This is a genomic window from Mesorhizobium sp. ESP7-2, from assembly GCF_020164715.1.
Taxonomy (GTDB): Bacteria; Pseudomonadota; Alphaproteobacteria; order Rhizobiales; family Rhizobiaceae; genus Mesorhizobium.
Genome location: NZ_JAIUGQ010000034.1, coordinates 41,871 through 63,704, shown reverse-complemented (window position 1 = coordinate 63,704; position 21,834 = coordinate 41,871). Strand labels below are relative to the sequence as shown.

The following is a 21,834-nucleotide window of genomic DNA, read 5'->3' as shown; positions in this document are numbered from 1 at the left end:
CTCCACTTTTTGGGGTCATGGCCTGTCCCTGAGTTCCAGCAGCCGCCGATAGAGCGCCTGTTTCTGGCCGCCGGTCATTTTCGCGGCCTCCGCCGCCGCCTTGGAGGCCGGCATTTCGGCGGCGAGGGACAAAAGCAGACGGTCGATGTCTTCAGGTTCCTCGGCCTTGGCCTCGGCGGGACCGATGCAAACGACGATCTCGCCCTTCGGCGTATCGGCGGCCGCATAATGGTCGGCGAGCGCCCGCAGCGTGCCGGTGCGCATCTCCTCGAAGGTCTTGGTCAATTCCCGGCCGATGGCGGCTTTGCGTTCGCCTCCAAGCGCCTCGACCATGGCGCCGAGCGATTCGGCGAGCCGGCGCGGCGATTCGAAGAAGATCAGCGTCGCCGGCACTGCTTTCAACGCTTCCAGCCGCGACAGCCGCTGGCCAACCTTGACCGGCAAGAAGCCGGCGAACAGGAAGGCGTCGGACGGCAGGCCGGATGCGGTGAGCGCGGCAAGCGGCGCCGAGGGCCCGGGAATCGGCACGACGCGAATGCCATGGTCGAGCGCCTCGCCGACCAGCCTGTAGCCGGGATCGGAGACCAGCGGCGTGCCGGCATCGGAAATCAGCGCCACGCTCTGGCCTGCTTCGAGTGCCGCGATCAGTTTCGGCCCGGCCTCGCCGGCATTGTGTTCATGATAGGCTGATGTGCGGCGGCGAATGCCGTAGCGGTCGAGCAGCACGCGCGACACGCGCGTATCCTCGCAGGCGACGATGTCGGCGGCGGCCAGCGTCTCCAGGGCGCGCAGCGTGATGTCGGCGAGGTTGCCGATCGGCGTCGCCACCAGATACAGCGCCGGATCGAGCGGACGGGCCGCGATCTCGGTCTGCCCGACCACATAGCTGCGCTTGCCCGTCTCGCCAGTCACCAATGTCGTCTCCGTTCAGGCCTGTTTGGCCTGCCAAATCCTGTTTGGCATGGCTGGCGCCGGCTTGCAAAACTCACACCGATGTAAGGCAATCGCCATTCCTTCGCCACAGTAGGGAACGAAACCGGTCTTGGCAGATTTAGCCCCTGATTCCGAAGGGAGGGCAGGATGGACAGCCTGACGATACAGGACGCTTTCGAGCCCTATTATGCCGGCCGCAGCCGGATGGCCGCACGCCAGGACAAGCGGCTGCCAGCCCGGAACGAGACCAGCCTGACCAAGCAGGCCGCGAGTGCCTTGCCGACAGACGTCAGGCTTTCCGACAACAAACCCGACAGCACGACGGAGCACTGACCGGACGATGCCCAATCGCTTCGATATCTTCATCACCCGTCTTGAAACGAAAAACGCCCGCAACGGCGCACCCTTGCCCTCTTTGGGCGACCAGCACCGCGGCCGCCGCGACAAGGACAACGCCAAGCCAGTCCGCTCCGGAGAGTCCCACGCCGAGAAGGAGCGCGGAAAGCACCGCCACAAACACGACGCCTGATCTGGCTCGGATCGGCGAGGCGGCCGCCGAAGGCGGAGAGGCGAACGTCGGGCCGGGCGCTCAGTCCAGATATCGTGAAACGCGGGCCTTCAGAAGCGCTATCAGCTCGGGGTCCATGAACTCGTAGTCGTCCGCTATGTCGAGGCAGATCACCTTGGCCGCCTTCAGGCCGGCCTTGAATTTCTTCTGCAATTTCGTGCGGTGGATTTTCTCCATGACAAAGATGATATCGGCCCATGCGACCAGCTCATGCGTCAGCTGGATTTCGGCATCGTGATTGGTGCCGGCCGAGGCGACTTCGATGTCGCGCCGCGTGGAAAACACCTGCTCGGCGGTCGGGCTGCGCAAGCGGTTCTGGCTGCAGACGAAGAGAATGTTTTTCAAGGGTTTACCGTGCTAGGTCCGCCACCACGGCGTCGAGCACGATCATGCCGGCCGGTGTTGCGCGCAGGCGGGCATTGCCTATCGGCGCCACCAGCCCCTCGCCCTGCAGCACCGACAGCCGCGCCGTGGACAAGCCGCGTCCGGAAAAGGCCTCGTAGCGGGAGAGGTCGATGCCTTCAGCGAGCCGCAGCCCCATCAGCAGGAACTCGTCCGCCTCTTCCGAGCGCGTCAGGAGCTCGCCGCCGGTGATGCCATGGCCCTTGGCCTCGACCAGATTGGCCCAGGTTTCCGGCATCCGTTCGGCGATGGTCACCACCCGATGTCCGTTCTCGACGAAGCGGCCATGCGCGCCGGGGCCGACGCCGATATATTCGCCGTAGCGCCAGTAGGTCAGATTGTGCCGGCTCTCGGCGCCCGGCCTGGCGTGGTTGGAAATCTCGTAGGCCGGCATGCCGTGCGCCGACGTGATTTCCTGCGTCAACGCGTATAGGTCGGCGGCGTGATCGTTGTCGGGAATGACGAATTTCTTCGCCGCGTGCAGCGCGTGGAAGGGCGTGCCTTCCTCGATGGTCAGCTGGTAGAGCGACAGGTGGTCGGCGGCATGGCCGATCGCCTGTTCGAGCTCCGCCTGCCAATCCTGTGGCGTCTGCCCGGGGCGCGCATAGATCAGGTCGAAGGACAGGCGCGGAAAGATTTCGCGCGCGAGCCCGATGGCGTGCAAGGCTTCCTCGACATTGTGCAGCCGGCCGAGAAAGCGCAAATCCTTGTCGTTCAACGCCTGCACGCCGAGCGAGACGCGGTTGACGCCTGCCGCCCGGTAGCCACGGAAACGCTCCGCCTCGACCGAGGACGGGTTGGCCTCGAGCGTCACCTCGATGCCGTCGGGCACAGTCCAGTTCCTGGCCACCGCGTCGAGAACCCTGGCCACCGTTTCAGGCTTCATCAGCGACGGCGTGCCGCCGCCGAGAAAAATGCTGGTCACTTCGCGCGGTCCGGTCCGCTGGCGCATCGTTTCCAGCTCGGTCTCGAAGGCGGCGGCAAAGCGCTCCTGGTCGACCGGCTGGTGGCGGACATGGCTGTTGAAGTCGCAATAGGGGCACTTGGCCGCGCAGAACGGCCAATGCACGTAGACGCCGAAGCCGGGACTGCGGTCGAGCAGCATGCTCATGCCTGTCCCAATCTCGCTTGGGCGAATTTCTGGAAGGCGCGCGCGCGGTGCGACAGCGCCGTCGCCTGGCCGGGTTTCCAGCCGTGTTTTTCCTCCGCGCTCATCTCGCCGAAGGTTTTGTCGAAGCCATTGGGCAGGAACACCGGATCGTAGCCGAAACCGAGCTCGCCGCGCGGCGGCCAGACCAGCGTGCCCTCGGCCTCGCCGCGATAATATTCGGCCTCGCCGTCGGGAAAGGCGAGGCAGATGACGGCGACGAAGCGGCCCGTGCGCCGTTCGGGCGTGGCCGCGCCGACTTCCTGCAGCGCCACTTCGGTGCGCTGCATGGCCATGGCGAAATCGCGCGATCCGTCCGGCGTCTCGGCCCAGTTCGCGGTATAGACGCCGGGCGCGCCGTCGAGCGCGTCGACGCAGAGGCCGGAATCGTCCGACAGCGCCGGCAGGCCGGTCGCCTTCGCGGCGGCGAAGGCCTTGATGTAGGCGTTTTCCTCGAAGGTGGTGCCGGTTTCGTCCGGTTCGGGCAGGCCATACGTCTTGGCCGATTTCGCCTCGAAGCCGAACGGACCCATCAGGTCGGCGAATTCGCGCAGCTTGCCTTCGTTGTGGCTGGCGACGACGATCTTCTTGCCATCGAGTGAATGCATCAAAGGCCCCAGATTCTTGGCTCGGCGAACTCGATCGAATTGCCCGAGGGGTCGCGTATATAGATCGAACGGCCACCTTGCGGCCATTCGAATTCGCTTTCGATGGCGATTTTCTTCGCCTGGAGATGGGCTCTCCAGCCGTCGATTTCAGCGGCGGTCGCGGCAAAGCACAGATGGCCTTCGCCGATAGCGCCGTGCGGCGGCACTTTCAGCCTCGCGTCCGGTGCGGGCGGAATTTTGGTCGCCTCGGCGTTGAAGACGAGCAGAACGCCCGGACCGCAGCGGAAGAAGAGGTGGCGGCCGTCGACCTTGCCGAGCGGTTCGAGGCCGAGGACGTCAGTGTAGAAGTGCTCAGCGGCGTCGAGGTCGGAGACGTAGAGGGCCGATTCCAGGATGGCGGAGGGTATCACGAGGCGCGCCCCTCTGCCCTGCCGGGGATCTCCCCCACTAGGGGGGAGACCAGCGGCCATCGCGGCCTTCGCCAATCATTTGCGTTGCAGGATTGAGTGGAGCGCCGAAGGTGCCAATCTCCCCCCATGTGGGGGAGATGTCCGGCAGGACAGAGAGGGGCGCTCAAGCTCGACATTTCGAAATTACGCCACCGCCATCTGCTGCAGGCTGACCAGCCGGGAAATGCCCTTCTTGGCCAGGCCCATAAGCGCCGCGAACTGGTCCTCGGAGAAAGGTTCGCCTTCGGCGGTGCCCTGGATCTCGACGATGCCGCCCTTGCCGGTCATGACGAAATTGGCGTCGGTGCCGGCCGAGGAATCCTCGACATAGTCGAGGTCGATGACCGGCTGGCCGTCATGGATGCCGCAGGAAATCGCCGCGACATGGTCCTTCAGCACTTTCGAAACGCTGGCCATCTGCCGCGCTTCCATCCAGCGCAGGCAATCATACAGCGCCACCCAGCCGCCGGTGATCGAAGCGGTGCGGGTGCCGCCATCAGCCTGGATGACATCGCAGTCGACGGTGATCTGCTGTTCGCCCAGCGCCTGCAGATCGACCACGGCGCGCAGCGAACGGCCGATCAGGCGCTGGATTTCCAGTGTGCGGCCGCCCTGTTTGCCGGCGGAGGCCTCGCGGCGCATGCGCTCGCCGGTCGAACGCGGCAGCATGCCGTATTCGGCTGTCACCCAGCCCTTGCCGGAATTGCGCATCCAGCCCGGCACCTTCTCCTCGAGGCTGGCGGTGCACAGGACATGGGTGTCGCCGAACTTCACCAGGCACGAGCCTTCTGCGTGCTTGGAGACGCCGCGCTCGAAGGATATGGCGCGCATTTCGTCGAATTGGCGTTTGGAGGGGCGCATTCGGCCTGCTTTCTTGTCATTTTTTGAATCGTGGCCGGCTTTTAGACGCAAGGGGGGCAGCGCGCAAAGGAAAACGGACCGGTGATCTGGCACAGACACCGGGGTGATCCGACACGGACACCGGGATGATCCGACACAGACACCGGTTGCGCGCGGCCCACCGAAGTCTATATCCTTGAACCGGAGGTTTTTGGCCGAATGACCAAGGCAGTCGATCCCGCGTCGCAGTCGCCCGCGCTTCAATCGCTCGACATGCGCTCGCGCGACATCTTCCGGCGCATCGTCGATTCCTATCTGAGGGACGGCGAGCCCGTGGGCTCGCGCAGCCTGTCGCGCATCCTGCCGTCCTCGCTGTCGCCGGCCACCATCCGCAACGTGATGAGCGATCTCGAGCATCTCGGCCTGATCTACGCGCCGCATATTTCGGCCGGGCGTCTGCCGACGCAGGCCGGCTTGCGCTTCTTCGTCGATGCCTTCATGGAGCTCGGCGACCTTTCCGACGAGGAGCGCCGCACCATCGAAGCGCAGGTGCGGGCCTCCGGCTCGGGCGCGACGCTGGAGCACATGCTGACCGAGGCCAGCCAGATGCTGTCGGGCATGTCGCGCGGCGCCGGCCTGGTGCTGGCGGCCAAGAACGAGGTGGCGCTGAAGCATATCGAGTTCATCCAGCTCGAGCCGATCAAGGCGCTTGCCGTGCTGGTGTCGCAGAATGGCGACGTCGAGAACCGCGTCGTCGACCTGCCGGCCGGCATCACCGTTTCGCAATTGCACGAGGCTTCGAATTTCCTCAACGCGCATATTCGCGGCCGCACGCTGGCCGAGGCTCGGACCGAGATCGCCCGCATCAAGGAAGAAACGAGGGCGGCGCTCGACACGCTGTCGCAGGACCTCGTCGAGAAGGGACTGGCTGTGTGGGCGGGCGCCGAAAGCGGGCTGCCGGCACGGCTCATCGTACGCGGCCGCGCCAATCTGCTCGAAAACGTCACCGCCCAGGCCGACATCGAATTGCTGCGGCATTTGTTCGAGGACATGGAGACGCAGGACGGACTGATCCAATTGCTCGACCTGGCCGAGGAGGGATCGGGCGTGCGCATCTTCATCGGTTCGGAAAACAAGCTGTTCTCGCTGTCGGGCTCGTCGCTGGTGGTGGCGCCCTATCGCGACAAGGACGCCCGCGTCGTCGGCGCCCTCGGCGTCATCGGCCCGACCCGGCTCAACTATGCCCGCATCGTGCCGATGGTTGATTATACGGCGCAGCTGATATCGCGCATGCTTCGCTAGGTGTATTGATATTCGGGTGAAGCCGGCCTGCAAACGGTGGCTTCCTGCGCTTCCGGTGCCCACGTACTTAAGTACGCTCCGCTCCGGTTCTCGTAAGCCACCGTTTTCGACTCGGCCTGACCCGAATCTCGACACCTTTGGTGCGACACCGAAGGACCGGCTGCAAAGGAGAAAAAGAATGGCGCTGGAATCATTCAAGGCCCAGATCAGCCTGCTGCTCGAAGAGATGGTCAACCAGCCGGAGGACCAGCACGAAATTCAGGAACAGCTGCGCGAAAAACTGCGGGAAATGCGCGCCATGGGGCTGCCGTTGCCGGCCGATCTCGTGGAACTGGAAAAACGCCTGGACGACGATTTTTACGCCGCCGGGACCTGATTCCAGAAGTTTGCTCACCGTGCGTGACGGAACCCACGGACAAACCGATCGTTGATTTCTCCCACGACCCACTGGAGGAAGTGATGCGATTGGCCGGACTGGCGATGTCCGCACTGTTTCTCACGACCGCGGCTCTCGCCCAGCAGGCCGATCAGCCCGTGCTCAAAGGCCCGGCAGCCTTCGGCGACTGGCGCGCGGACAAGCCCGGCGTGCGCCGGTTGATCAAGCCGGAAGACTTGCCGAGGCCCTATGTCACCAAATCCGCTTCGAACAGCGCCGGCCTGACGGATAGGCCGCAAGACGCCAAGCCACAACTGCCGCCCGGCTTTTCGGCGGAACTCGTCGCGTCCGGCATCGACAATCCGCGTGTGGTGCGCGTCGCGCCGAACGGCGACCTGTTCGTCGCCGACAGCGAAGCCAACCAGGTCCGTGTCTACCGGCTGACGAACGGAAGCGCGAAAGCCGCGGAGAAAAGCATCTTCGCCGGCGGCCTCAACCGGCCCTACGGCATCGCCTTCTATCCGCCCGGCAATGACCCGCAATGGGTCTATGTCGCCAACAGCGACAGCATCGTGCGCTTCGCCTATCGCAATGGCGACCTGAAGGCCTCGGGCGAGCCGCAAACCATCGTCGACAACATTCCGGCGAATCACCATTGGACCCGCGACATCGCCTTCTCGCCCGACGGCAAGACACTTTACCTCTCCGTCGGCTCCGGCTCGAATATCGCCGAGGACATGGGCAAGAGACCCAGAGGCGGGCTCGACGCCTGGGTCAAGTCGAAGCCGCTCGGCGCCAGTTGGGGCGCCGAGGCGGGCCGGGCCGAGGTGCGGGCCTTCGACCCCGACGGCAAGAATGGACGCATCGTCGCCACCGGGCTGCGCAACTGTTCGGGCATGACCGTGCAGCCGGCGACCGGTGCGCTGTGGTGCGTCGTCAACGAGCGCGATGCGCTCGGCGACAATACGCCCGCCGAATACGCGACGACGGTCAGGGAAGGCGCCTTCTATGGCTGGCCCTGGTATTACATCGGCAACAATGAGGACCCGCGCCACAAGGGCGCGCGTCCCGACCTCGCCGGCAAGGCGACGACTCCAGACGTGCTGATGCAGGCGCATTCGGCGCCGCTCAACATCGCTTTCTACGACGGCAAAAGTTTTCCCGCCGAGTATCAAGGCGATGCCTTCGTGGCCCTGCACGGCTCGTGGAATCGCGGCAACAGGACCGGTTACAAGGTCGTTCGCCTTCTATTCAAGGACGGCAAGCCGACCGGCGAATACGAGGATTTCATGACCGGCTTCGTCGTCTCAAATGGCGAGGTCTGGGGCCGGCCGGTTGGCGTGGCGGTGGCCAAGGACGGGGCGCTGATCGTCACCGAGGACGGCAACGGCACGATCTGGCGCGTGACTTATAGTGACGGATGGTCCTGATCCGTCTATTGGCAGCCCTGGCCCCCCATCAGGTCTCACAGAGGTCTGGTGCAATCGAATCCAGTCCTCAGTAGATTCAATTCCATTTGAATATATGCGATGAAGCGCCCTCGTCCGAGACCACATCCATGACCCTCACCGGCTTTCTCGCGTACAGCGCCGCGCTCGGCGTCGCCGCCGCCATCCCGGGCCCCGGCATCACCGCGCTCGTCGCACGCGCGCTCGGCTCCGGCTTTCGCTCGTCGCTCGCCATGTCCTTCGGCCTGATGCTTGGCGATCTCATCTATCTGACCGCCGTGGTGCTGGGCCTGGCCTTCGTCGCGCAGGAGTTCGGCATGGTTTTCCTGGCGATCAAATGGGCCGGCGTCGCCTATCTCGCTTTCCTCGGCTGGCGCTTCTGGACCGCCGGCATCACGCCCGAAACCATCGAAGCCAGGAAGGGCAAGGGCGGCTTGCTGTCGAGCTTCATCGCCGGGTTGACCGTGACGCTCGGCAATCCAAAGACGATGATCTTCTACCTCGCCATCACGCCCACCATCGTCGACCTGAAGACGATCACGCTCGCCGACTACGGCATTCTCGTCGCGCTGACGGTCGTCGTGCTGTTCGTCGTGCTGGTGCCCTACCTGGCGCTGGCGGCCAAGGCGCGCTGGTTCCTGAAGTCGCCGCGCGCGCTCAAGGTGCTGAACCGCACTGCTGGTACCTTCATGGTTGGCGCCGCGGCGGCGATCGCTGCTCGTCAGTAGGCCTTTTGGCCAAACCATTCCCTGGCCCGGCTGTTTCGAGAAATGCTTTTCCGGGGGCCAGGCGTTTTCGGCACACGCCCCACTCGGATATTTTCGAGCCGCAGCCTATCTTGCGCGGCTGAAAGCCCTATTCTGTCGGCTACTGCCAATTGCCTGAAATCCAGGGAGCGAAACCAATGAACAAACCCGTCACTTCAGCCCGCGTGCCCGGCCGCGGCCGTATCTACGATTCCGTCACCGACACGATCGGCGATACGCCCCTGGTACGGCTCGACAAATTCGCCAAGGAGAAGGGCGTCGTCGCCAATCTGGTCGCCAAGCTCGAATTCTTCAATCCGATCGCCTCGGTCAAGGACCGCATCGGCGTGGCGATGATCGAGGCGCTGGAGGCAGCCGGCAAGATTACCCCCGGCAAGACCACGCTGATCGAACCGACATCCGGCAACACCGGCATCGCGCTTGCCTTCGCCGCCGCCGCCAAGGGCTACAAGCTGATCCTGACCATGCCGGAGACGATGTCGGTCGAGCGCCGCAAGATGCTGGCGCTGCTCGGCGCCGAGCTGGTGCTGACCGAAGGCCCGAAAGGCATGAAGGGCGCCATCGCCAAGGCCGACGAACTGGCCGCGACGATCCCCAACGCCATCATTCCGCAGCAGTTCGAAAACCCGGCCAATCCGGAAATCCACCGCAAGACGACAGCGGAGGAAATCTGGAACGATACGCAGGGCGAGATCGACATCTTCGTCGCCGGCATCGGCACTGGCGGCACCATCACCGGCGTCGGCCAGGTCTTGAAGAAGCGCAAGCCCGCGCTGCATGTCGTCGCCGTCGAGCCGGATGCCTCGCCGGTGCTGTCGGGCGGCCAGCCCGGCCCGCACAAGATCCAGGGCATCGGCGCCGGCTTCGCGCCAAAAATCCTCGACACCACGATCTATGACGAGATCGTCAAGGTCTCGAACGAGGATTCCGTCGCCAATGCGCGCCTCATCGCCCGCCTCGAAGGCGTGCCGGTCGGCATCTCGTCGGGCGCGGCCCTGCAGGCGGCAATCGTCGTCGGCTCGCGGCCCGAGAACAAAGGCAAGACCCTGGTGGTGGTGATCCCCGACTTCGCCGAGCGGTATTTGTCGACGATCCTGTTCGAGGGGCTGGGGGCTTAGGTTTTCGATACCCAGGAATAGCATGCGCCGGCGGGCCAGCGCCCCCCTCTGCCCTGCCGGGCATCTCCCCCTCGAGGGGGGAGATTGGCAATTTCAGCCCCGCGCCCGTTCTTCAGCGTCGAAAATTGGCGAAAGCATTCATGACATCCGATCTCCCCACAAGTGGGGGAGATGTCCGGCAGGACAGAGGGGGGCGCTGGCCCGCCAGCCTCACTGGTCCTGCACCGTGAGCCTGGCCCGCTGAAAAACTCCCCGTGGCCGCCGGCGCGCCGCTTGAGCCGACCCCTGCTTCCGGTTCATATCACCTCCGGTCCGCGAGAAGACGGCCGGAGGAGGATTCCATGTACAAGCTCTATACGCGTCCCGGCAGCGGCGGCTTCGTCGTCGAGGCGGCGCTGGCGCTGATCGATGTGTCTTTCGAACAGATCGACGTGCCGAAGAGCGAGGCGCCCGATCCGGCCTTTCTCGCCATCAGCCCGTTGAACCAGGTGCCGGTGCTGACCTTGCCGGACGGATGCTCGATCACCGAATCGGCGGCGATCTGCATCCTGCTCGCCGAACGCCACCCGCAGGCCGGCCTGGCGCCGGCGGTCGATGCGCCGGCCCGCGCGGAGTTCCTGCGCTGGATGGCTTTCATGTCCTCGGTGCTCTACCCGGCGGTGCTGCGGTTCTACTATGCCCATCGCTACACGGCGGATGCGGACGGTACGAAGGCGGTGAAACAGGCGGCGGTCGCCGAAATGGACCGCGGTTTTGCCGTCGTCGATGACGCCTTACATGGCCGCGACTGGCTTGTCGGCGATAAGATGTCGGTGGCCGACATCTATCTCGTCATGCTGGTGGCCTGGCATCCCGACATCGACAGAGCGCGGGCAGCCTGGCCCGATATCGAACGCCTGTGGGCGCGGTTGCGGGAGCATCCGCTCATGAAGACGCTCAACACGGCGCACGAGATGTGGCCGGCCTGAACGGACGGACCGAAAGGCCACCCGCGCTCCGGCACCTCACTGCACGAGCGCGGCGCGTTTTTCCTGCAGGAAGCGGCGCACCGCCGGATCGCGCTCGAGGCCGATCGCGCGGTCATAGGCTTCGACCGCCTGCGGTCCCTGGCCGAGCCTAGCCAGCAGGCCGGCACGCGCGGCCCAGTAGGGCTGGTAGTCATCGAGCCGCTTGTTGTCACCCAGCACGTAAAGAGCCGCCAACCCCGCCACCGCGCCCTCGGTCTCGGCGATAGCCACCGCGCGGTTGATCGCCACGACCGGCGACCCCGCGATCGAGAACAGCGCGTCGTAGAGCTCGCGGATCGCCATCCAGTCGGTGCGGCCGGTCAGCCGCCGAGCCGCATGGACGGACTGCACCGCCGCCTCCAGCTGGTAGCGGCCGATGACGCCCTTGGTCGCGGCGCCGCGAAGACATGCTTCGGCCTCGTCGACCAGGGCATGATCCCAGAGTGCATGATCCTGCTCGGCAAGCGGCACATAATCTCCGGCCGGGTCGCGCCGCGCCGCTCGCCGCGCCTCGGCGAACAGCATCAGCGACAGCAGGCCCAGTGCCTCCGGCTCGTCCGGCAGCAGCGAGGCCACCAGCCGGCCGAGCCAGATAGCTTCGGTGGCGAGGTTACGGCGCCGCGTCTCTGTACCGGCCGGGTCGGACCAGCCCTCGGCGAAAGCGGCGTAGATCGCCTCCAGCACCGCGTCCAGCCTTTCACCGAGTTCGGTCCGCTCCGGCACGCGGAACGGAATGCCGGTCTCGCGGATGCGGCTCTTGGCGCGCACCAGGCGCTGGCCCATCGTGGCCGGAGAGAGCAGGAAGGCGGAAGCGATCGTCGCGGCATCGAATCCAAGGATGGTCTGCAGGATCAGCGGCGCCCGCACGCCGGGTTCGATCGCCGGATGGGCGCAGGCGAACATCAGCCGCAATCGTTCGTCGGGCAGGTCCTCGTCGGTCATGCGCGCTTCCGCCTCCTCGGCAATCAGCTTGAGGTGGTCACGGCCGGCTTCGCTGGTCAGCCGCCGCCGCACCGCATCGACACGCCGCCGCCTGGCCACGGCGAGCAACCAGGCTTCCGGCTTTTCCGGCACGCCAGTGCGCGGCCAGCGTTCGAGCGCCGCCGCAAAGGCGTCGGCCAGCGCGTCCTCGGCGGCGGCCACGTCGCGCGTGCGCGCGGCGAGCCAGGCGACCAGCTTGCCATAGCTCTGCCGGGCGGCGGCCTCGGCGGCCGCCCGGGCGATCTCCGGGCGAGTGTCCATCACGCCGTCACTTCTTGGGCATATAGTCGGCCATTTCCCAGATCGGCCGCAGCTCGACCGTGCCGGTGCTGGCCGCCGGACAGCGCGCCGCCCAGTCGATGGCGGTGTCGATGTCGGCCGCCTCGATCATGTAGAAGCCGGCAAGCTGCTCCTTGGTGTCGGCATAGGGACCGTCGATCACGTTGGTCTTGCCGTCGGCGATCCGCACCGAGGTCGTCGCTTGGGTCGGACGCAGCCTTTCGCCGGCCAGCCACGCGCCGGACTTCTTCAACGCTTCGGTATAGGCGGCATAGGCCGCGCTCATCTGCTGGGCTTTCTCGACCGGCGTGTTCGCCAGCGCGGCTTCGTCGTTGTTGATCAAAAGCATGTATCGCATGGGTCTTCTCCCGTGGTTTGGAAGGCCGCTTCGTTGCGGGCCGAACGTATGTCGCGCGTCGGCGACCGATTTCGACAGCTTGCGGAAAAACTTTCGTCTCCGGCCGCGCCTTGTGCAAGCGGGCATGTGCTTCGCGACCTCTCAACCATTTGTCTAAAGCGTGGAATTGCGCGTTGGCATTTCTCTTCCGCTGTCTAAACTCGCCTCTGTTCGTGTCAGGGAGGTGATGCGGCCACCATTCAGGGAGGAGACCAGATGTTGAATTTCAGAACGAAAATCGTTGCTGCCGGCGCGATGGCGCTTTCACTTGGCCTTGGTGCGGCCTCAGCCAAGGCGCAGGAATTCATCAATGTGCTGACCGGCGGCACTTCGGGCGTCTACTATCCGCTCGGCGTGGCGCTGTCGGAAATCTATGGCAAGAATATCCCAGGCGTGCGCACCCAGGTGCAGGCGACCAAGGCCTCGGTCGAGAATTTGAACCTGCTGCAGCAGGGCAAGGGCGAGATCGCCTTTGCCCTCGGCGACTCTGTCAAGGCGGCGGCCGAGGGCGACAAGGAAGCGGGCTTCCCCAACAAGCTCGACAAATTGCGCGCGATCGCGGCCATCTATCCCAACTATGTGCAGATCGTCGCCAGCCAGGAGGCCGGCATCAAGTCCTTCGCCGACATCAAGGGCAAGAGCCTGTCGGTTGGCGCGCCGAAATCAGGAACCGAACTCAACGCCCGCGCCATCTTCGGCGCGCTCGGCATGAGCTACCAGGATCTGTCGCGAACGGAATACCTGCCGTTCGGCGAATCGGTCGAGTTGATGAAGAACCGGCAGCTCGATGCCACGCTGCAGTCGGCCGGCCTCGGCGTCGCCTCGATCAAGGACCTCGCCTCCTCGGTGCCGATCACCGTGGTGGCGGTGCCGGCAGAAGTCGCGCAGAAGCTCGGCGCGCCGTTCCAGGCGGCGACCATCCCAGCCGGAACCTATCAGGGCCAGACGGAAGACGTGCCGACGCTGGCCATCACCAACATCCTGGTCACGCGTTCCGACCTGTCGGACGACGAGGCCTATCAGATGACCAAGCAGCTGTTCGAGCATCTCGACCAGATGGTCGCCGCGCACAGCGCGGCCAAGTCGATCAAGCTGGAAGACGCGATCAAGGGACTGCCGATTCCACTGCATCCGGGGGCCGAGCGCTACTACAAGGAAAAGGGCCTGCTGTAGCAGCGCGAATTGCGCTGCGAACGGCAAGGGCCGGCCGCCGGCCGGCCCCTTCCCGTTGATGGAACTCTCTTTTCGAGGCGCCGATGACCGACAGCCATAACGAGCAGGCCGTCACGGACGATTTCCACGATCCGACCGGACGCGGTTTCGCCGACACGCTCGAGGGCCGCCTGCTGTTCTGGATCGCGGTTGCCTTCTCGCTGTTCCAGATCGCAACGGCCGCCCATGTCCTGACCGTGCCTAGCCAGGTGCTGCGCGCTGTCCATGTCGGCTTCCTGATGCTTCTGGCCTTCCCGCTCGTCGCTTCGGCGCGCGGCCTGCCCGCCGCCGGCAAGGCATTTGCCTGGGCATTGGCACTCGCGGGGGTGGCGGTCGCGGCCTATCAATACATCGAATACCAGCCGCTGATTTTCCGCGCCGGCGACCTCAACACGCTCGATCTCGTCTTCGGCGTCGTGGCGCTGGTCACCATCTTCGCCGCCGCCTATGCCATGATGGGGCCGGCCTTGCCGATCATATCGGGCTGTTTCCTGCTCTACGCGCTGTTCGGCCAATATCTGCCGTGGCCGCTCAACCATCGCGGCTATGATTTTTCGCAGGTCATCGACCAGATGGCCTACGGTACGGAAGGCATCTACGGCATTCCGATCTACGTGTCGGCCACCTATATCTTCCTGTTCATCCTGTTCGGCTCGTTCCTGGAACGCGCCGGCATGATCAAGCTGTTCACCGACGTCTCGCTCGGCTTCGTCGGCCATGCACGCGGCGGCGCCGCCAAGGTGGCGGTCATCGCCTCTGGCCTGATGGGCACGATTTCGGGATCGGGCGTCGCCAATGTCGTCACCACCGGCCAGTTCACCATTCCGCTGATGAAGCGCTTCGGCTACCGCGCCGCCTTCGCCGGCGGCGTCGAGGCGACCGCGTCCATGGGCGGCCAGATCATGCCGCCGGTGATGGGCGCCGTCGCCTTCATCATGGCCGAGACGCTCAGCGTCCAATATTACGAGGTCGTCAAGGCGGCGATCATCCCGGCCCTGCTCTATTTCGCCTCGGCCTTCTGGATGGTGCATCTGGAAGCCGGCAAACATGGCCTGCTCGGCCTGCCGCGTGCCGACCTGCCGTCGCCGCTGAAGGCATTTCGCGAGCGCTGGTACCTGATCCTGCCGCTCGGCGTCCTCATCTATCTCCTGTTCTCGGGCTACACGCCGCTCTATGCCGGCACCATCGGTCTCGCCATGACGGTGCTGTTGATCCTGGGCGGCTCGGTGGCGCTGGGGTTTTCGTCGATGGCGTTGCGCGTCATCTTCTGGATCGGCCTCGGCCTGGTCGCCGCCAGCTTCTTCAAGATCGGCATCAACGCCATCCTGGTCGCGGCGCTGGTGCTGATCGTCGCCAATCTGTTCGTCGCGGGCGGGCGCGATACGCTGGCCGCCTGCCGCGATTCGCTGGCCGAGGGTGCCCGCACCGCGCTTCCAGTCGGCATTGCCTGCGCCGTCGTCGGCGTCATCGTCGGCACCATGACCTTGACTGGCGCGGCGACCACCTTCGGCGCCTTCATCGTCTCGATCGGCCATTCGAGCCTGTTCCTGTCGCTGATCCTGACCATGATCACCTGCATCGTGCTGGGCATGGGTATTCCGACCATCCCCAACTACATCATCACGGCATCGATTGCCGGGCCGGCGCTGCTCCAGCTTGGGGTGCCGCTTCTGGTCGGCCACATGTTCGTCTTCTACTTCGGCATATTGGCCGACCTGACCCCACCGGTGGCGCTGGCCTGTTTCGCGGCCGCCCCGATCGCGCGCGAAAGCGGGCTGAAGATCGCGTTCGAGGCGATAAAGGTCGCCGCCGCCGGCTTCGTCGTGCCGTTCATGGCGGTGTACACGCCGGCGTTGATGCTGCAGGACGGCGGCGTTCTGGCAACCGAAATCGGCTACTGGCCGGCGGTAGCCTATATCGTCGTCAAGACGGTGCTGGCTATCGGCCTGTGGGGCGCGGCGGTGATCGGCTTCCTGCGCACGCGGCTGCTGACCTGGGAACGGCTGCTGGCAGCGCTGGCCGCCTTCATGCTGGTCGCCGCGCTGCCGATGACCGATGAAGCGGGCTTTGCGCTTTCCCTCTTGATGATCGCGGCGCATTGGTATCGCAGCCGTGGCATGGCAGATGCCAGCCGTGGCACGGCAAGCGCCAGCCGGGGCATGGCAGATGCCAGCCGTGGAACGACGGATGTCCGGCCTGGATCGCCGCCGCCATGAGCCTGTGCATCCTCGCCGCCGGCAAGACGGTGACGTTGACGGTCGCAGCTTTCACACTGTCCTGGATCCATTCGGTGGAACGGACGCGCTGGGAGGAGGACTGGAAGGTGACGCCGTCCGGCCTGCAAGTGGTCGAGGCCCGCATCGAGGGCTCGGGGGCCGGCATGGAGCCGCAGGAAGGCGCCGTGCTGCACGACGGCTGGTGGGTCTATGCGCCCAGGGTGGGCGCCCAGCGGCGCGTCATGCTCGCCGCCTCCGGCGCGACCGGCGGCGGCTGGACGCTGTGCACGGTTCAGGGCTGCCTGGAACTCGGCAAGACGGCGGGCGAGACGATCTCGCTCGAGCCGTGCGAAGCCACAGGCTCCAGCCAGCCGCGATAGCGCACGATCAGGCTGGTGAGCGGATCCGAAATCTCGACATGCATTACAGCAATTCCAGGAAAAGTGTGTAACGGTTTTCCCGGGAAAAGCGCTAGCGCTTTCCCTAGGGAATTGCGTTAAAACAAAGAGTTAGAGCGGTTCGGCGATTCTATCAAACGCTGAACCGCTCTAGCCATCAGCCGCCCGCGCAGCTCGGCCGACGGGACGTCGCAACTGTCCTTCCTGCCGAACAGGGCATAACGATTCCTGGCGATGCGATCGTAGAGCCAGTCGCGCAGCGGGCGCGGCAAAAGCAACAGCACCCTGGCCGCGCGCCAAGGCCAGCCAAGCTCGGCCATCACGGCGACAAAACTGTCGAGACGGGTGAAGGGGACGCCGCCGACAAGGGCGAGATTGGTTTCGTAGCTGTTGGTCGGCAGGTGGTATTTGCGGAACAGTGCCTCGCCGAGCGGTGATTGCGCGGTGGCGAAGCGGAAGCGCGTTTTGCGGTCGAGGCGGACCACCATGTGCACGAAGCCCGAGCAGAACACGCAAACGCCGTCGAAGACGATCAGCGGATGGCTTGCATCAAAGGGTAGGGAAGGCGGCTTGGGATGGTCGGTCACGCTGGCCTCGGCTGCTCATGTCCCTGGGACACTAAGCCAGCCGATGGCGACGTCAAAGACGCGGCGATGTCGCACGCCGCCCGTCAGTGAGGACCGGGCGTTCGGCGCGATAGGCAGTGGCTCGGGTCTCGACGCCCGGCCTGCAGATGCGGCTGTTGTGGCGGCTCTCGAAGGTCATGGTCAGTGCGCGCCCAGTGACGTGCCGCGACGGGCGCAGGCCGGACCGGGGCCGCGCATGTAATAGCGCTCGGGCCGATAGGTCGGCGCGACGAACTCGCGGATGGCGGCGGCATAGCCGATGAGGTGCGTGAGGAAGTTCATTTTACCTGTCCCTGTCCCGATTTTCGGATGTCCCTTCCGAATTGCGAGAACGATAGCATCGAGGCGTGAATACTCGGTGAACGTGATGTTAATTTCTGGTCGAAACCCCGTCGCTTCGTGGCCGGATTGCGGCTGATTCGGGGTGTTTCGGTGCCTTTTGTCGCCATTTCGTCTGGTGTGACTTTTGCATCACATATGTTTCGTTTGAATGTCGCCTTGGCGCGCTTGTGTTTCAACTTTCGTGCCGCCCTGGGAATTTCCTTGCCGGATGAGCGGTAAAGCCCGGAACCGCCCCGCGCAGCGGACGTTGGGATCCCAGGACCGGCATTGCCGGCTCGGAATCTCCGACACAAGCAAGAGCAATGGAAAGGCTGAAATCATGGGCTTCTTTTCGAAGGACATCAAAACGCTGGACGATCTCTTCGTGCACACGCTGCGCGACATCTATTATGCCGAGAAGCAGATCGAGAAGGCGCTGCCGAAGATGATCGACAAGGCAACAGACCCGCAGCTGCAGGCCGGCTTCGAAAAACACCTCGAACAGACCAGGGGCCATGTCGAACGCGTGGAAGAGGTGTTCGAGCTGTTTGGCGTGAAGGCCAAGCAGGTGAATTGCCCGGCCATCGACGGCATTCTCGAGGAAGCCGACGACGTCAGCGGCGACGTCGACGACAAGGATGTTCTCGACGCCGCGCTGATCGCCTCCGCCCAAGCCGTCGAACACTACGAAATGACCCGCTACGGCACCTTGATCGCCTGGGCCAAGCAGCTCGGCCGCAGCGACTGCGCCAATGTGCTGGCCAAGAACCTCAAAGAAGAGCAAGCGACAGATCGCAAGCTGACCGAAATGGCGGAAAGCAAGATCAACCTGCACGCCGCCGAATAGGGGCTGAAAGCCGGGCCGGCGGCAGAGCGCCGGCCCGGCCGGACGGGGTTGGAACCCATCGGGGTGGTCGTCCGTTCCAGCTGATCTTCTCAAGAGGAACCCATCATGGCGCCGCGTCCGGCCTGGAAAGGCTATCTGAAGCTCTCGCTGGTCACTTGCGCCATCGAACTGACCAATGTCGTCACCCATGCCGAGAAGGTCTCGTTCCGCATCCTCAACCGCAAGACCGGCAATACGGTGAAGCGGATCTACGTCGATGCCGAGACCGGCAAGCCGATCGAGGACGGCGACGAGATCAAGGGCTACGAGATCGACAAGGGCGATTTCGTCCATATAGAGGAGGAAGAGATCGAAGCGGTGCAGATCGAATCCTCGCACACGATGAGCCTCGACGGCTTCGTCGACAAAGCCTCGATCGAGCAGATCTATCTCGACACGCCCTACTATGTCGCGCCTGCCGACAAGGTTTCGGAAGAGGCCTTCGCCGTCATCCGCGACGCCATGGCGGGCAAGAAGATGGCGGGGCTTGCCCGCATCGTGCTCTATCAACGCGAACGGCCTGTCGTCATCGAGCCGCTCGGCAAGGGCATGGTGCTGACGACGCTGCGCTACGACAACACGGTGCGCCAGCCGGAGACCGTCTTTGGCGACATCAAGGCGGTGAAGACCGATCAGGACATGACCGATCTGGCCGAGCTCATCATCGACAAGAAGAAGGCGAAGTTCGATCCCTCGAAATTCGAGGACAAATATGAGGATGCCCTGCTCGAACTGATCCGCGCCAAGAAGGCGGGGCACAAGGCGCCGAAGGCCAAGGCGGCCCCAAAACCATCCAACGTGGTCAACCTGTTCGACGCGCTGAAGAAAAGCCTGTCGTCGGATTCAGGCTCGTCGAAAGCGTCATCCTCGGCGAAAGCCAAGCCTGCCGCCAAACGCGCCAAGGCGAAAAGCGTTGCGCCGAAGCGCAAATCGGCCTGAGGATACGAGATGGCCAGCCTCGAACAGTATCATTCGAAGCGAGACTTCAAGAAGACCGCCGAGCCGACCGGCAAGGTTGCGCGCGGGAAGAAGGCCGGCGGTATCTTCGTCATCCAGAAGCACGCCGCCACAAGGCTGCATTACGATTTTCGCCTCGAGCATGACGGCGTGCTGTGGAGCTGGGCGGTGACGCGCGGTCCTAGCCTCGACCCGCACGAAAAGCGGCTCGCCGTGCATGTCGAGGATCATCCCATCGACTATGCCGGTTTCGAAGGCACCATCCCCAAGGGCGAATATGGCGGAGGCTCGGTGCTCGTCTGGGACGAAGGCACCTGGGCGCCCGAAGGCGATCCCGCGAAGATGATGAAGAAGGGCCATATCAATTTCGAGCTCGAGGGCCACAAGCTGCATGGCAAATGGCATCTGGTACGGTTGCGGCCGCGCCCGGGCGAAAAGCGCGACAACTGGCTGCTGATCAAGTCCGACGATGCCGCCGCACGCCCCGGCGAGGATGTTCTGGAGGACGAGCCGAAGTCGGTGAAATCAGGCCTGACGATCGAGGAGGTCGGCGAAGGCAAGGCGGCCAAGGGCGAGAAACCCAAAGTCTGGCACTCCAACAAGCCGGCCGCCGGCAAGGCGAAGGCTGGGGCCAGGAAACTCGACTTCATCGAGCCGCAGCTCGCCACGCTGGAGCGGGATGCACCGTCGGGCCAGGACTGGCTGCATGAGGTGAAGTTCGACGGCTATCGCATGCAGGCGCAGATCGCCGGCACCGACGTTCGGCTCCTGACCCGCACCGGTCTCGACTGGACGGAAAAATTCGGCGACGAGATCGCGGCCGAACTCGCTGGGCTGAAATGCAGCGATGCCATCATCGACGGCGAGATCGTCGTGCTGGCCGATAGCGGCGTGTCGTCCTTCGCGCTGTTGCAGCAGGATTTGTCGGCGAAGCGGACGAACCGCTTCCTCTACTATGTCTTCGACCTGATGCGGCTCGACGGCAAGGATTTGCGCCGCGAACCGCTTGTCGAGCGCAAACAGGCCTTGCAGGACCTGCTCGGCGAGAGGGCCGACACCGCGGCGCTGCGTTTCTCCGACCATTTTGCCGAACCCGGCAAGATCATACTGGAACATGCCTGCCGCATGGGGCTGGAAGGCGTCGTCTCGAAACGCGCCGATGCGCCCTACCGCAGCGGCCGCGGTCCGGCATGGGTCAAATCGAAATGCACGGCACGACAGGAATTCGTCATCGGCGGCTATCTGCCGTCGGACAAGACCGGACGCGGCCTGCGCTCCCTGCTGGTCGGCTATTTCGAAGACGGCAGCCTGCACTATGCCGGCCGGGTCGGCACCGGCTTCTCCACCAAGGGCGCCAACGACCTGAAGAAGAGGCTCGATGCGCTGAAGGCCGACGCCTCGCCCTTCGATGCCGCCGTGCCGAAGGGCAAGGGCCTGGTCTGGGTCAAGCCGGAACTGGTCGGCGAAGTGGAGTTTCGCAGCTGGACGTCGGACCGTATAATACGCCATGCCTCGTTCCAGGGGCTGCGCGAGGACAAGCCGGCGGAGGAAGTCGTGCAGGAAAAGCCCAAGGCGGCGACAGGCAAGGGAGCGACAGACAAGAGCCCGGCCAAGGCCAGGCCGGCGGCAAGCAGCGCCGATACGGCAGGAACGGCGAAAACCACGGTGAAATTATCCCATCCGGACAAGCTTCTGTGGCCAGACGAAAAGATCTCGAAACAGGCCCTGCTCGATCATTACGCGCTGGTATGGCCACGCATGAAGCAATTCGTGGTCGATCGTCCGCTCAGCCTGGTCAGGGCGCCGGATGGCGTCGGCGGCCAGCGCTTCTTCCAGAAGCATGCCTCGGCCGGTATGCATGCGAAGATCGAGAAGACCAAGGATCCGACCGATGGCGAGGAAATCCTGTTCATCCGCGATTTCGATGGCATCGCGGCGCTGGTCCAGCTCGGCGTGGTCGAGATCCACATCTGGGGTTGCACGATCGACAGGCTTGAACAGCCGGACCAGATCGTCTTCGACCTCGACCCCGACGAAGGCGTCGATGTGAAGGCTGTCCGCGAGGCGGCGCTCGACATCAGGGCCAAGCTCGACGAGCTGTCGCTGCCCAATTTCGTCAAGACATCCGGCGGCAAGGGCTTTCATGTCATGGTGCCGCTGAAACCATCGGCGGATTGGGCCGAGGTCAAAGCTTTCGCCCATGATTTCGCCGGGGCGCTGGAGCAAGGCGCGCCGGACCGCTACACGGCGACGCTGTCGAAGAAGGCGCGCACCGGAAAAATTTTCGTCGACTATCTGCGCAATGGCAGCGGCGCCACCACCGTCGCACCGTACTCGTCGCGGGCCAAGAAGGGCGCGACGGTGTCGATGCCGGTGACCTGGGCCGAGATCGAGGCCGGCCTGCCGCCAAACGCCTTTCCGATCGGCGACAAGACGACGCTGAAGCGGCTCTCGGAAGCCGATCCGTGGGTGGATTTCTTCAAGAAGGGCAAGGTGTTGAAGCGGGGCTAACTCGACTTCAACGCCGTGGGGCACCACCCCCCTCTGGCCTGCCGGACATCTCCCCCTCAAGGGGGGAGATTGGCGGTTTCGATGC

Annotated in this window: 24 protein-coding genes; 14 read left to right on the top strand and 10 right to left on the bottom strand. The window is 64.5% G+C overall.

All coding sequences use genetic code 11. From position 1 onward, the window contains the following. Positions 1-15: 15 nt before the first annotated feature. Positions 16-912 carry a 16S rRNA (cytidine(1402)-2'-O)-methyltransferase gene (rsmI, locus tag LB543_RS25645; protein ID WP_224616146.1) on the bottom strand — a complete coding sequence of 299 codons (897 nt, stop codon included), beginning with the start codon at positions 910-912 and terminating at the stop codon, positions 16-18. A gap of 168 nt (positions 913-1,080) precedes the next feature. Between rsmI and LB543_RS25640 the strand changes: the two genes are divergently transcribed. Beyond that, positions 1,081-1,266 (top strand): hypothetical protein, encoded by a 186-nt coding sequence (locus tag LB543_RS25640; protein WP_140765005.1) that lies wholly within the window; start codon positions 1,081-1,083, stop codon positions 1,264-1,266. 7 nt (positions 1,267-1,273) lie between these two features. Beyond that, on the top strand, positions 1,274-1,462 hold the full coding sequence (locus tag LB543_RS25635) for a hypothetical protein (protein ID WP_140765008.1): 189 nt from the start codon (positions 1,274-1,276) through the stop codon (positions 1,460-1,462). 60 nt (positions 1,463-1,522) lie between these two features. Here LB543_RS25635 and LB543_RS25630 read toward each other — a convergent pair whose 3' ends face one another. The 5 genes from LB543_RS25630 to rph form a co-directional block, all read right to left on the bottom strand. Continuing rightward, positions 1,523-1,846: a low molecular weight protein tyrosine phosphatase family protein gene (locus LB543_RS25630; RefSeq protein ID WP_224616145.1), complete on the bottom strand. Its 324-nt coding sequence runs from the start codon at positions 1,844-1,846 to the stop codon at positions 1,523-1,525. Positions 1,847-1,850: 4 nt separating this feature from the next. Continuing rightward, complete coding sequence (hemW, locus tag LB543_RS25625) at positions 1,851-3,014, bottom strand: radical SAM family heme chaperone HemW (protein WP_224616144.1); 1,164 nt, start codon at positions 3,012-3,014, stop codon at positions 1,851-1,853. Beyond that, entirely contained in the window at positions 3,011-3,658 is a 648-nt protein-coding gene (rdgB, locus tag LB543_RS25620; RefSeq protein ID WP_224616143.1) for an RdgB/HAM1 family non-canonical purine NTP pyrophosphatase, read from the bottom strand. The genes hemW and rdgB overlap by 4 nt, the downstream gene beginning before the upstream one ends. Next, complete coding sequence (locus tag LB543_RS25615) at positions 3,658-4,068, bottom strand: VOC family protein (RefSeq protein ID WP_140765020.1); 411 nt, start codon at positions 4,066-4,068, stop codon at positions 3,658-3,660. The genes rdgB and LB543_RS25615 overlap by 1 nt, the downstream gene beginning before the upstream one ends. 183 nt (positions 4,069-4,251) lie before the next feature. Further along, positions 4,252-4,968, bottom strand: a complete 717-nt coding sequence (rph, locus tag LB543_RS25610; RefSeq protein ID WP_140765026.1) for a ribonuclease PH — start codon at positions 4,966-4,968, stop codon at positions 4,252-4,254. Between the two features lie 198 nt (positions 4,969-5,166). On the opposite strand from rph, the gene hrcA reads away from it, so the two are divergent. From hrcA to LB543_RS25580, 6 genes are all read left to right on the top strand, one after another. After that, positions 5,167-6,249 (top strand): heat-inducible transcriptional repressor HrcA, encoded by a 1,083-nt coding sequence (gene hrcA / locus LB543_RS25605; RefSeq protein ID WP_224616142.1) that lies wholly within the window; start codon positions 5,167-5,169, stop codon positions 6,247-6,249. Between the two features lie 178 nt (positions 6,250-6,427). Next, entirely contained in the window at positions 6,428-6,625 is a 198-nt protein-coding gene (locus LB543_RS25600; RefSeq protein WP_015314792.1) for a hypothetical protein, read from the top strand. Between the two features lie 83 nt (positions 6,626-6,708). Further along, positions 6,709-8,055 (top strand): PQQ-dependent sugar dehydrogenase, encoded by a 1,347-nt coding sequence (locus tag LB543_RS25595; protein WP_224616141.1) that lies wholly within the window; start codon positions 6,709-6,711, stop codon positions 8,053-8,055. A 128-nt stretch (positions 8,056-8,183) separates the two neighbouring features. Beyond that, a complete protein-coding gene (locus LB543_RS25590) occupies positions 8,184-8,801 on the top strand; it encodes a LysE family translocator (RefSeq protein WP_224616140.1) in 618 nt (205 codons plus the stop codon). A 176-nt stretch (positions 8,802-8,977) separates the two neighbouring features. Beyond that, positions 8,978-9,958 carry a cysteine synthase A gene (gene cysK, locus LB543_RS25585; RefSeq protein WP_140765034.1) on the top strand — a complete coding sequence of 327 codons (981 nt, stop codon included), beginning with the start codon at positions 8,978-8,980 and terminating at the stop codon, positions 9,956-9,958. Positions 9,959-10,299: 341 nt separating this feature from the next. Further along, positions 10,300-10,926: a glutathione S-transferase family protein gene (locus tag LB543_RS25580; protein ID WP_224616139.1), complete on the top strand. Its 627-nt coding sequence runs from the start codon at positions 10,300-10,302 to the stop codon at positions 10,924-10,926. 36 nt (positions 10,927-10,962) lie between these two features. On the opposite strand, the gene LB543_RS25575 is transcribed toward LB543_RS25580, so the two are convergent. Together LB543_RS25575 and LB543_RS25570 are read right to left on the bottom strand one after the other, a co-directional pair. Beyond that, entirely contained in the window at positions 10,963-12,207 is a 1,245-nt protein-coding gene (locus LB543_RS25575; RefSeq protein WP_224616138.1) for an RNA polymerase sigma factor, read from the bottom strand. Between the two features lie 7 nt (positions 12,208-12,214). Beyond that, positions 12,215-12,583, bottom strand: coding sequence for a YciI family protein (locus tag LB543_RS25570; RefSeq protein WP_027142565.1), 369 nt, complete (start codon positions 12,581-12,583; stop codon positions 12,215-12,217). A gap of 255 nt (positions 12,584-12,838) precedes the next feature. Between LB543_RS25570 and LB543_RS25565 the strand changes: the two genes are divergently transcribed. From LB543_RS25565 to LB543_RS25555, 3 genes are all read left to right on the top strand, one after another. After that, positions 12,839-13,795: a TAXI family TRAP transporter solute-binding subunit gene (locus LB543_RS25565; protein WP_224616137.1), complete on the top strand. Its 957-nt coding sequence runs from the start codon at positions 12,839-12,841 to the stop codon at positions 13,793-13,795. Positions 13,796-13,878: 83 nt separating this feature from the next. Continuing rightward, entirely contained in the window at positions 13,879-16,050 is a 2,172-nt protein-coding gene (locus tag LB543_RS25560) for a TRAP transporter permease (protein ID WP_224616136.1), read from the top strand. Further along, on the top strand, positions 16,047-16,430 hold the full coding sequence (locus LB543_RS25555) for a DUF1850 domain-containing protein (protein WP_224616135.1): 384 nt from the start codon (positions 16,047-16,049) through the stop codon (positions 16,428-16,430). The genes LB543_RS25560 and LB543_RS25555 overlap by 4 nt, the downstream gene beginning before the upstream one ends. 116 nt (positions 16,431-16,546) lie before the next feature. On the opposite strand, the gene LB543_RS25550 is transcribed toward LB543_RS25555, so the two are convergent. Further along, a complete protein-coding gene (locus LB543_RS25550; protein WP_224616134.1) occupies positions 16,547-17,035 on the bottom strand; it encodes a thiol-disulfide oxidoreductase DCC family protein in 489 nt (162 codons plus the stop codon). A gap of 180 nt (positions 17,036-17,215) precedes the next feature. Then, positions 17,216-17,356, bottom strand: coding sequence for a hypothetical protein (locus tag LB543_RS25545; protein ID WP_013892047.1), 141 nt, complete (start codon positions 17,354-17,356; stop codon positions 17,216-17,218). A 379-nt stretch (positions 17,357-17,735) separates the two neighbouring features. On the opposite strand from LB543_RS25545, the gene LB543_RS25540 reads away from it, so the two are divergent. The 3 genes from LB543_RS25540 to ligD all read left to right on the top strand — a co-directional run bounded on the left by LB543_RS25540 (position 17,736) and on the right by ligD (position 21,749). Then, the gene (locus LB543_RS25540) at positions 17,736-18,242 is read left to right on the top strand and encodes a ferritin-like domain-containing protein (RefSeq protein WP_140765055.1); all 507 of its coding nucleotides are present in this window, start codon (positions 17,736-17,738) and stop codon (positions 18,240-18,242) included. Between the two features lie 105 nt (positions 18,243-18,347). Further along, entirely contained in the window at positions 18,348-19,220 is an 873-nt protein-coding gene (locus LB543_RS25535; protein WP_140812193.1) for a Ku protein, read from the top strand. 9 nt (positions 19,221-19,229) lie between these two features. Further along, positions 19,230-21,749, top strand: coding sequence for a DNA ligase D (gene ligD, locus LB543_RS25530; RefSeq protein WP_224616133.1), 2,520 nt, complete (start codon positions 19,230-19,232; stop codon positions 21,747-21,749). The last annotated feature ends 85 nt before the right edge of the window (positions 21,750-21,834 follow it).

Coding starts and splice junctions, on each gene's coding strand:
- LB543_RS25640 (WP_140765005.1), top strand. CDS start 1,081: ATGGACAGCCTGACGATACAGGACGCTTTCGAGCCCTATTATGCCGGC.
- LB543_RS25635 (WP_140765008.1), top strand. CDS start 1,274: ATGCCCAATCGCTTCGATATCTTCATCACCCGTCTTGAAACGAAAAAC.
- hemW (WP_224616144.1), bottom strand. CDS start 3,014: ATGAGCATGCTGCTCGACCGCAGTCCCGGCTTCGGCGTCTACGTGCAT.
- rdgB (WP_224616143.1), bottom strand. CDS start 3,658: ATGCATTCACTCGATGGCAAGAAGATCGTCGTCGCCAGCCACAACGAA.
- rph (WP_140765026.1), bottom strand. CDS start 4,968: ATGCGCCCCTCCAAACGCCAATTCGACGAAATGCGCGCCATATCCTTC.
- hrcA (WP_224616142.1), top strand. CDS start 5,167: ATGACCAAGGCAGTCGATCCCGCGTCGCAGTCGCCCGCGCTTCAATCG.
- LB543_RS25600 (WP_015314792.1), top strand. CDS start 6,428: ATGGCGCTGGAATCATTCAAGGCCCAGATCAGCCTGCTGCTCGAAGAG.
- LB543_RS25595 (WP_224616141.1), top strand. CDS start 6,709: ATGCGATTGGCCGGACTGGCGATGTCCGCACTGTTTCTCACGACCGCG.
- LB543_RS25590 (WP_224616140.1), top strand. CDS start 8,184: ATGACCCTCACCGGCTTTCTCGCGTACAGCGCCGCGCTCGGCGTCGCC.
- cysK (WP_140765034.1), top strand. CDS start 8,978: ATGAACAAACCCGTCACTTCAGCCCGCGTGCCCGGCCGCGGCCGTATC.
- LB543_RS25580 (WP_224616139.1), top strand. CDS start 10,300: ATGTACAAGCTCTATACGCGTCCCGGCAGCGGCGGCTTCGTCGTCGAG.
- LB543_RS25575 (WP_224616138.1), bottom strand. CDS start 12,207: ATGGACACTCGCCCGGAGATCGCCCGGGCGGCCGCCGAGGCCGCCGCC.
- LB543_RS25570 (WP_027142565.1), bottom strand. CDS start 12,583: ATGCGATACATGCTTTTGATCAACAACGACGAAGCCGCGCTGGCGAAC.
- LB543_RS25565 (WP_224616137.1), top strand. CDS start 12,839: ATGTTGAATTTCAGAACGAAAATCGTTGCTGCCGGCGCGATGGCGCTT.
- LB543_RS25560 (WP_224616136.1), top strand. CDS start 13,879: ATGACCGACAGCCATAACGAGCAGGCCGTCACGGACGATTTCCACGAT.
- LB543_RS25555 (WP_224616135.1), top strand. CDS start 16,047: ATGAGCCTGTGCATCCTCGCCGCCGGCAAGACGGTGACGTTGACGGTC.
- LB543_RS25545 (WP_013892047.1), bottom strand. CDS start 17,356: ATGAACTTCCTCACGCACCTCATCGGCTATGCCGCCGCCATCCGCGAG.
- LB543_RS25540 (WP_140765055.1), top strand. CDS start 17,736: ATGGGCTTCTTTTCGAAGGACATCAAAACGCTGGACGATCTCTTCGTG.
- LB543_RS25535 (WP_140812193.1), top strand. CDS start 18,348: ATGGCGCCGCGTCCGGCCTGGAAAGGCTATCTGAAGCTCTCGCTGGTC.
- ligD (WP_224616133.1), top strand. CDS start 19,230: ATGGCCAGCCTCGAACAGTATCATTCGAAGCGAGACTTCAAGAAGACC.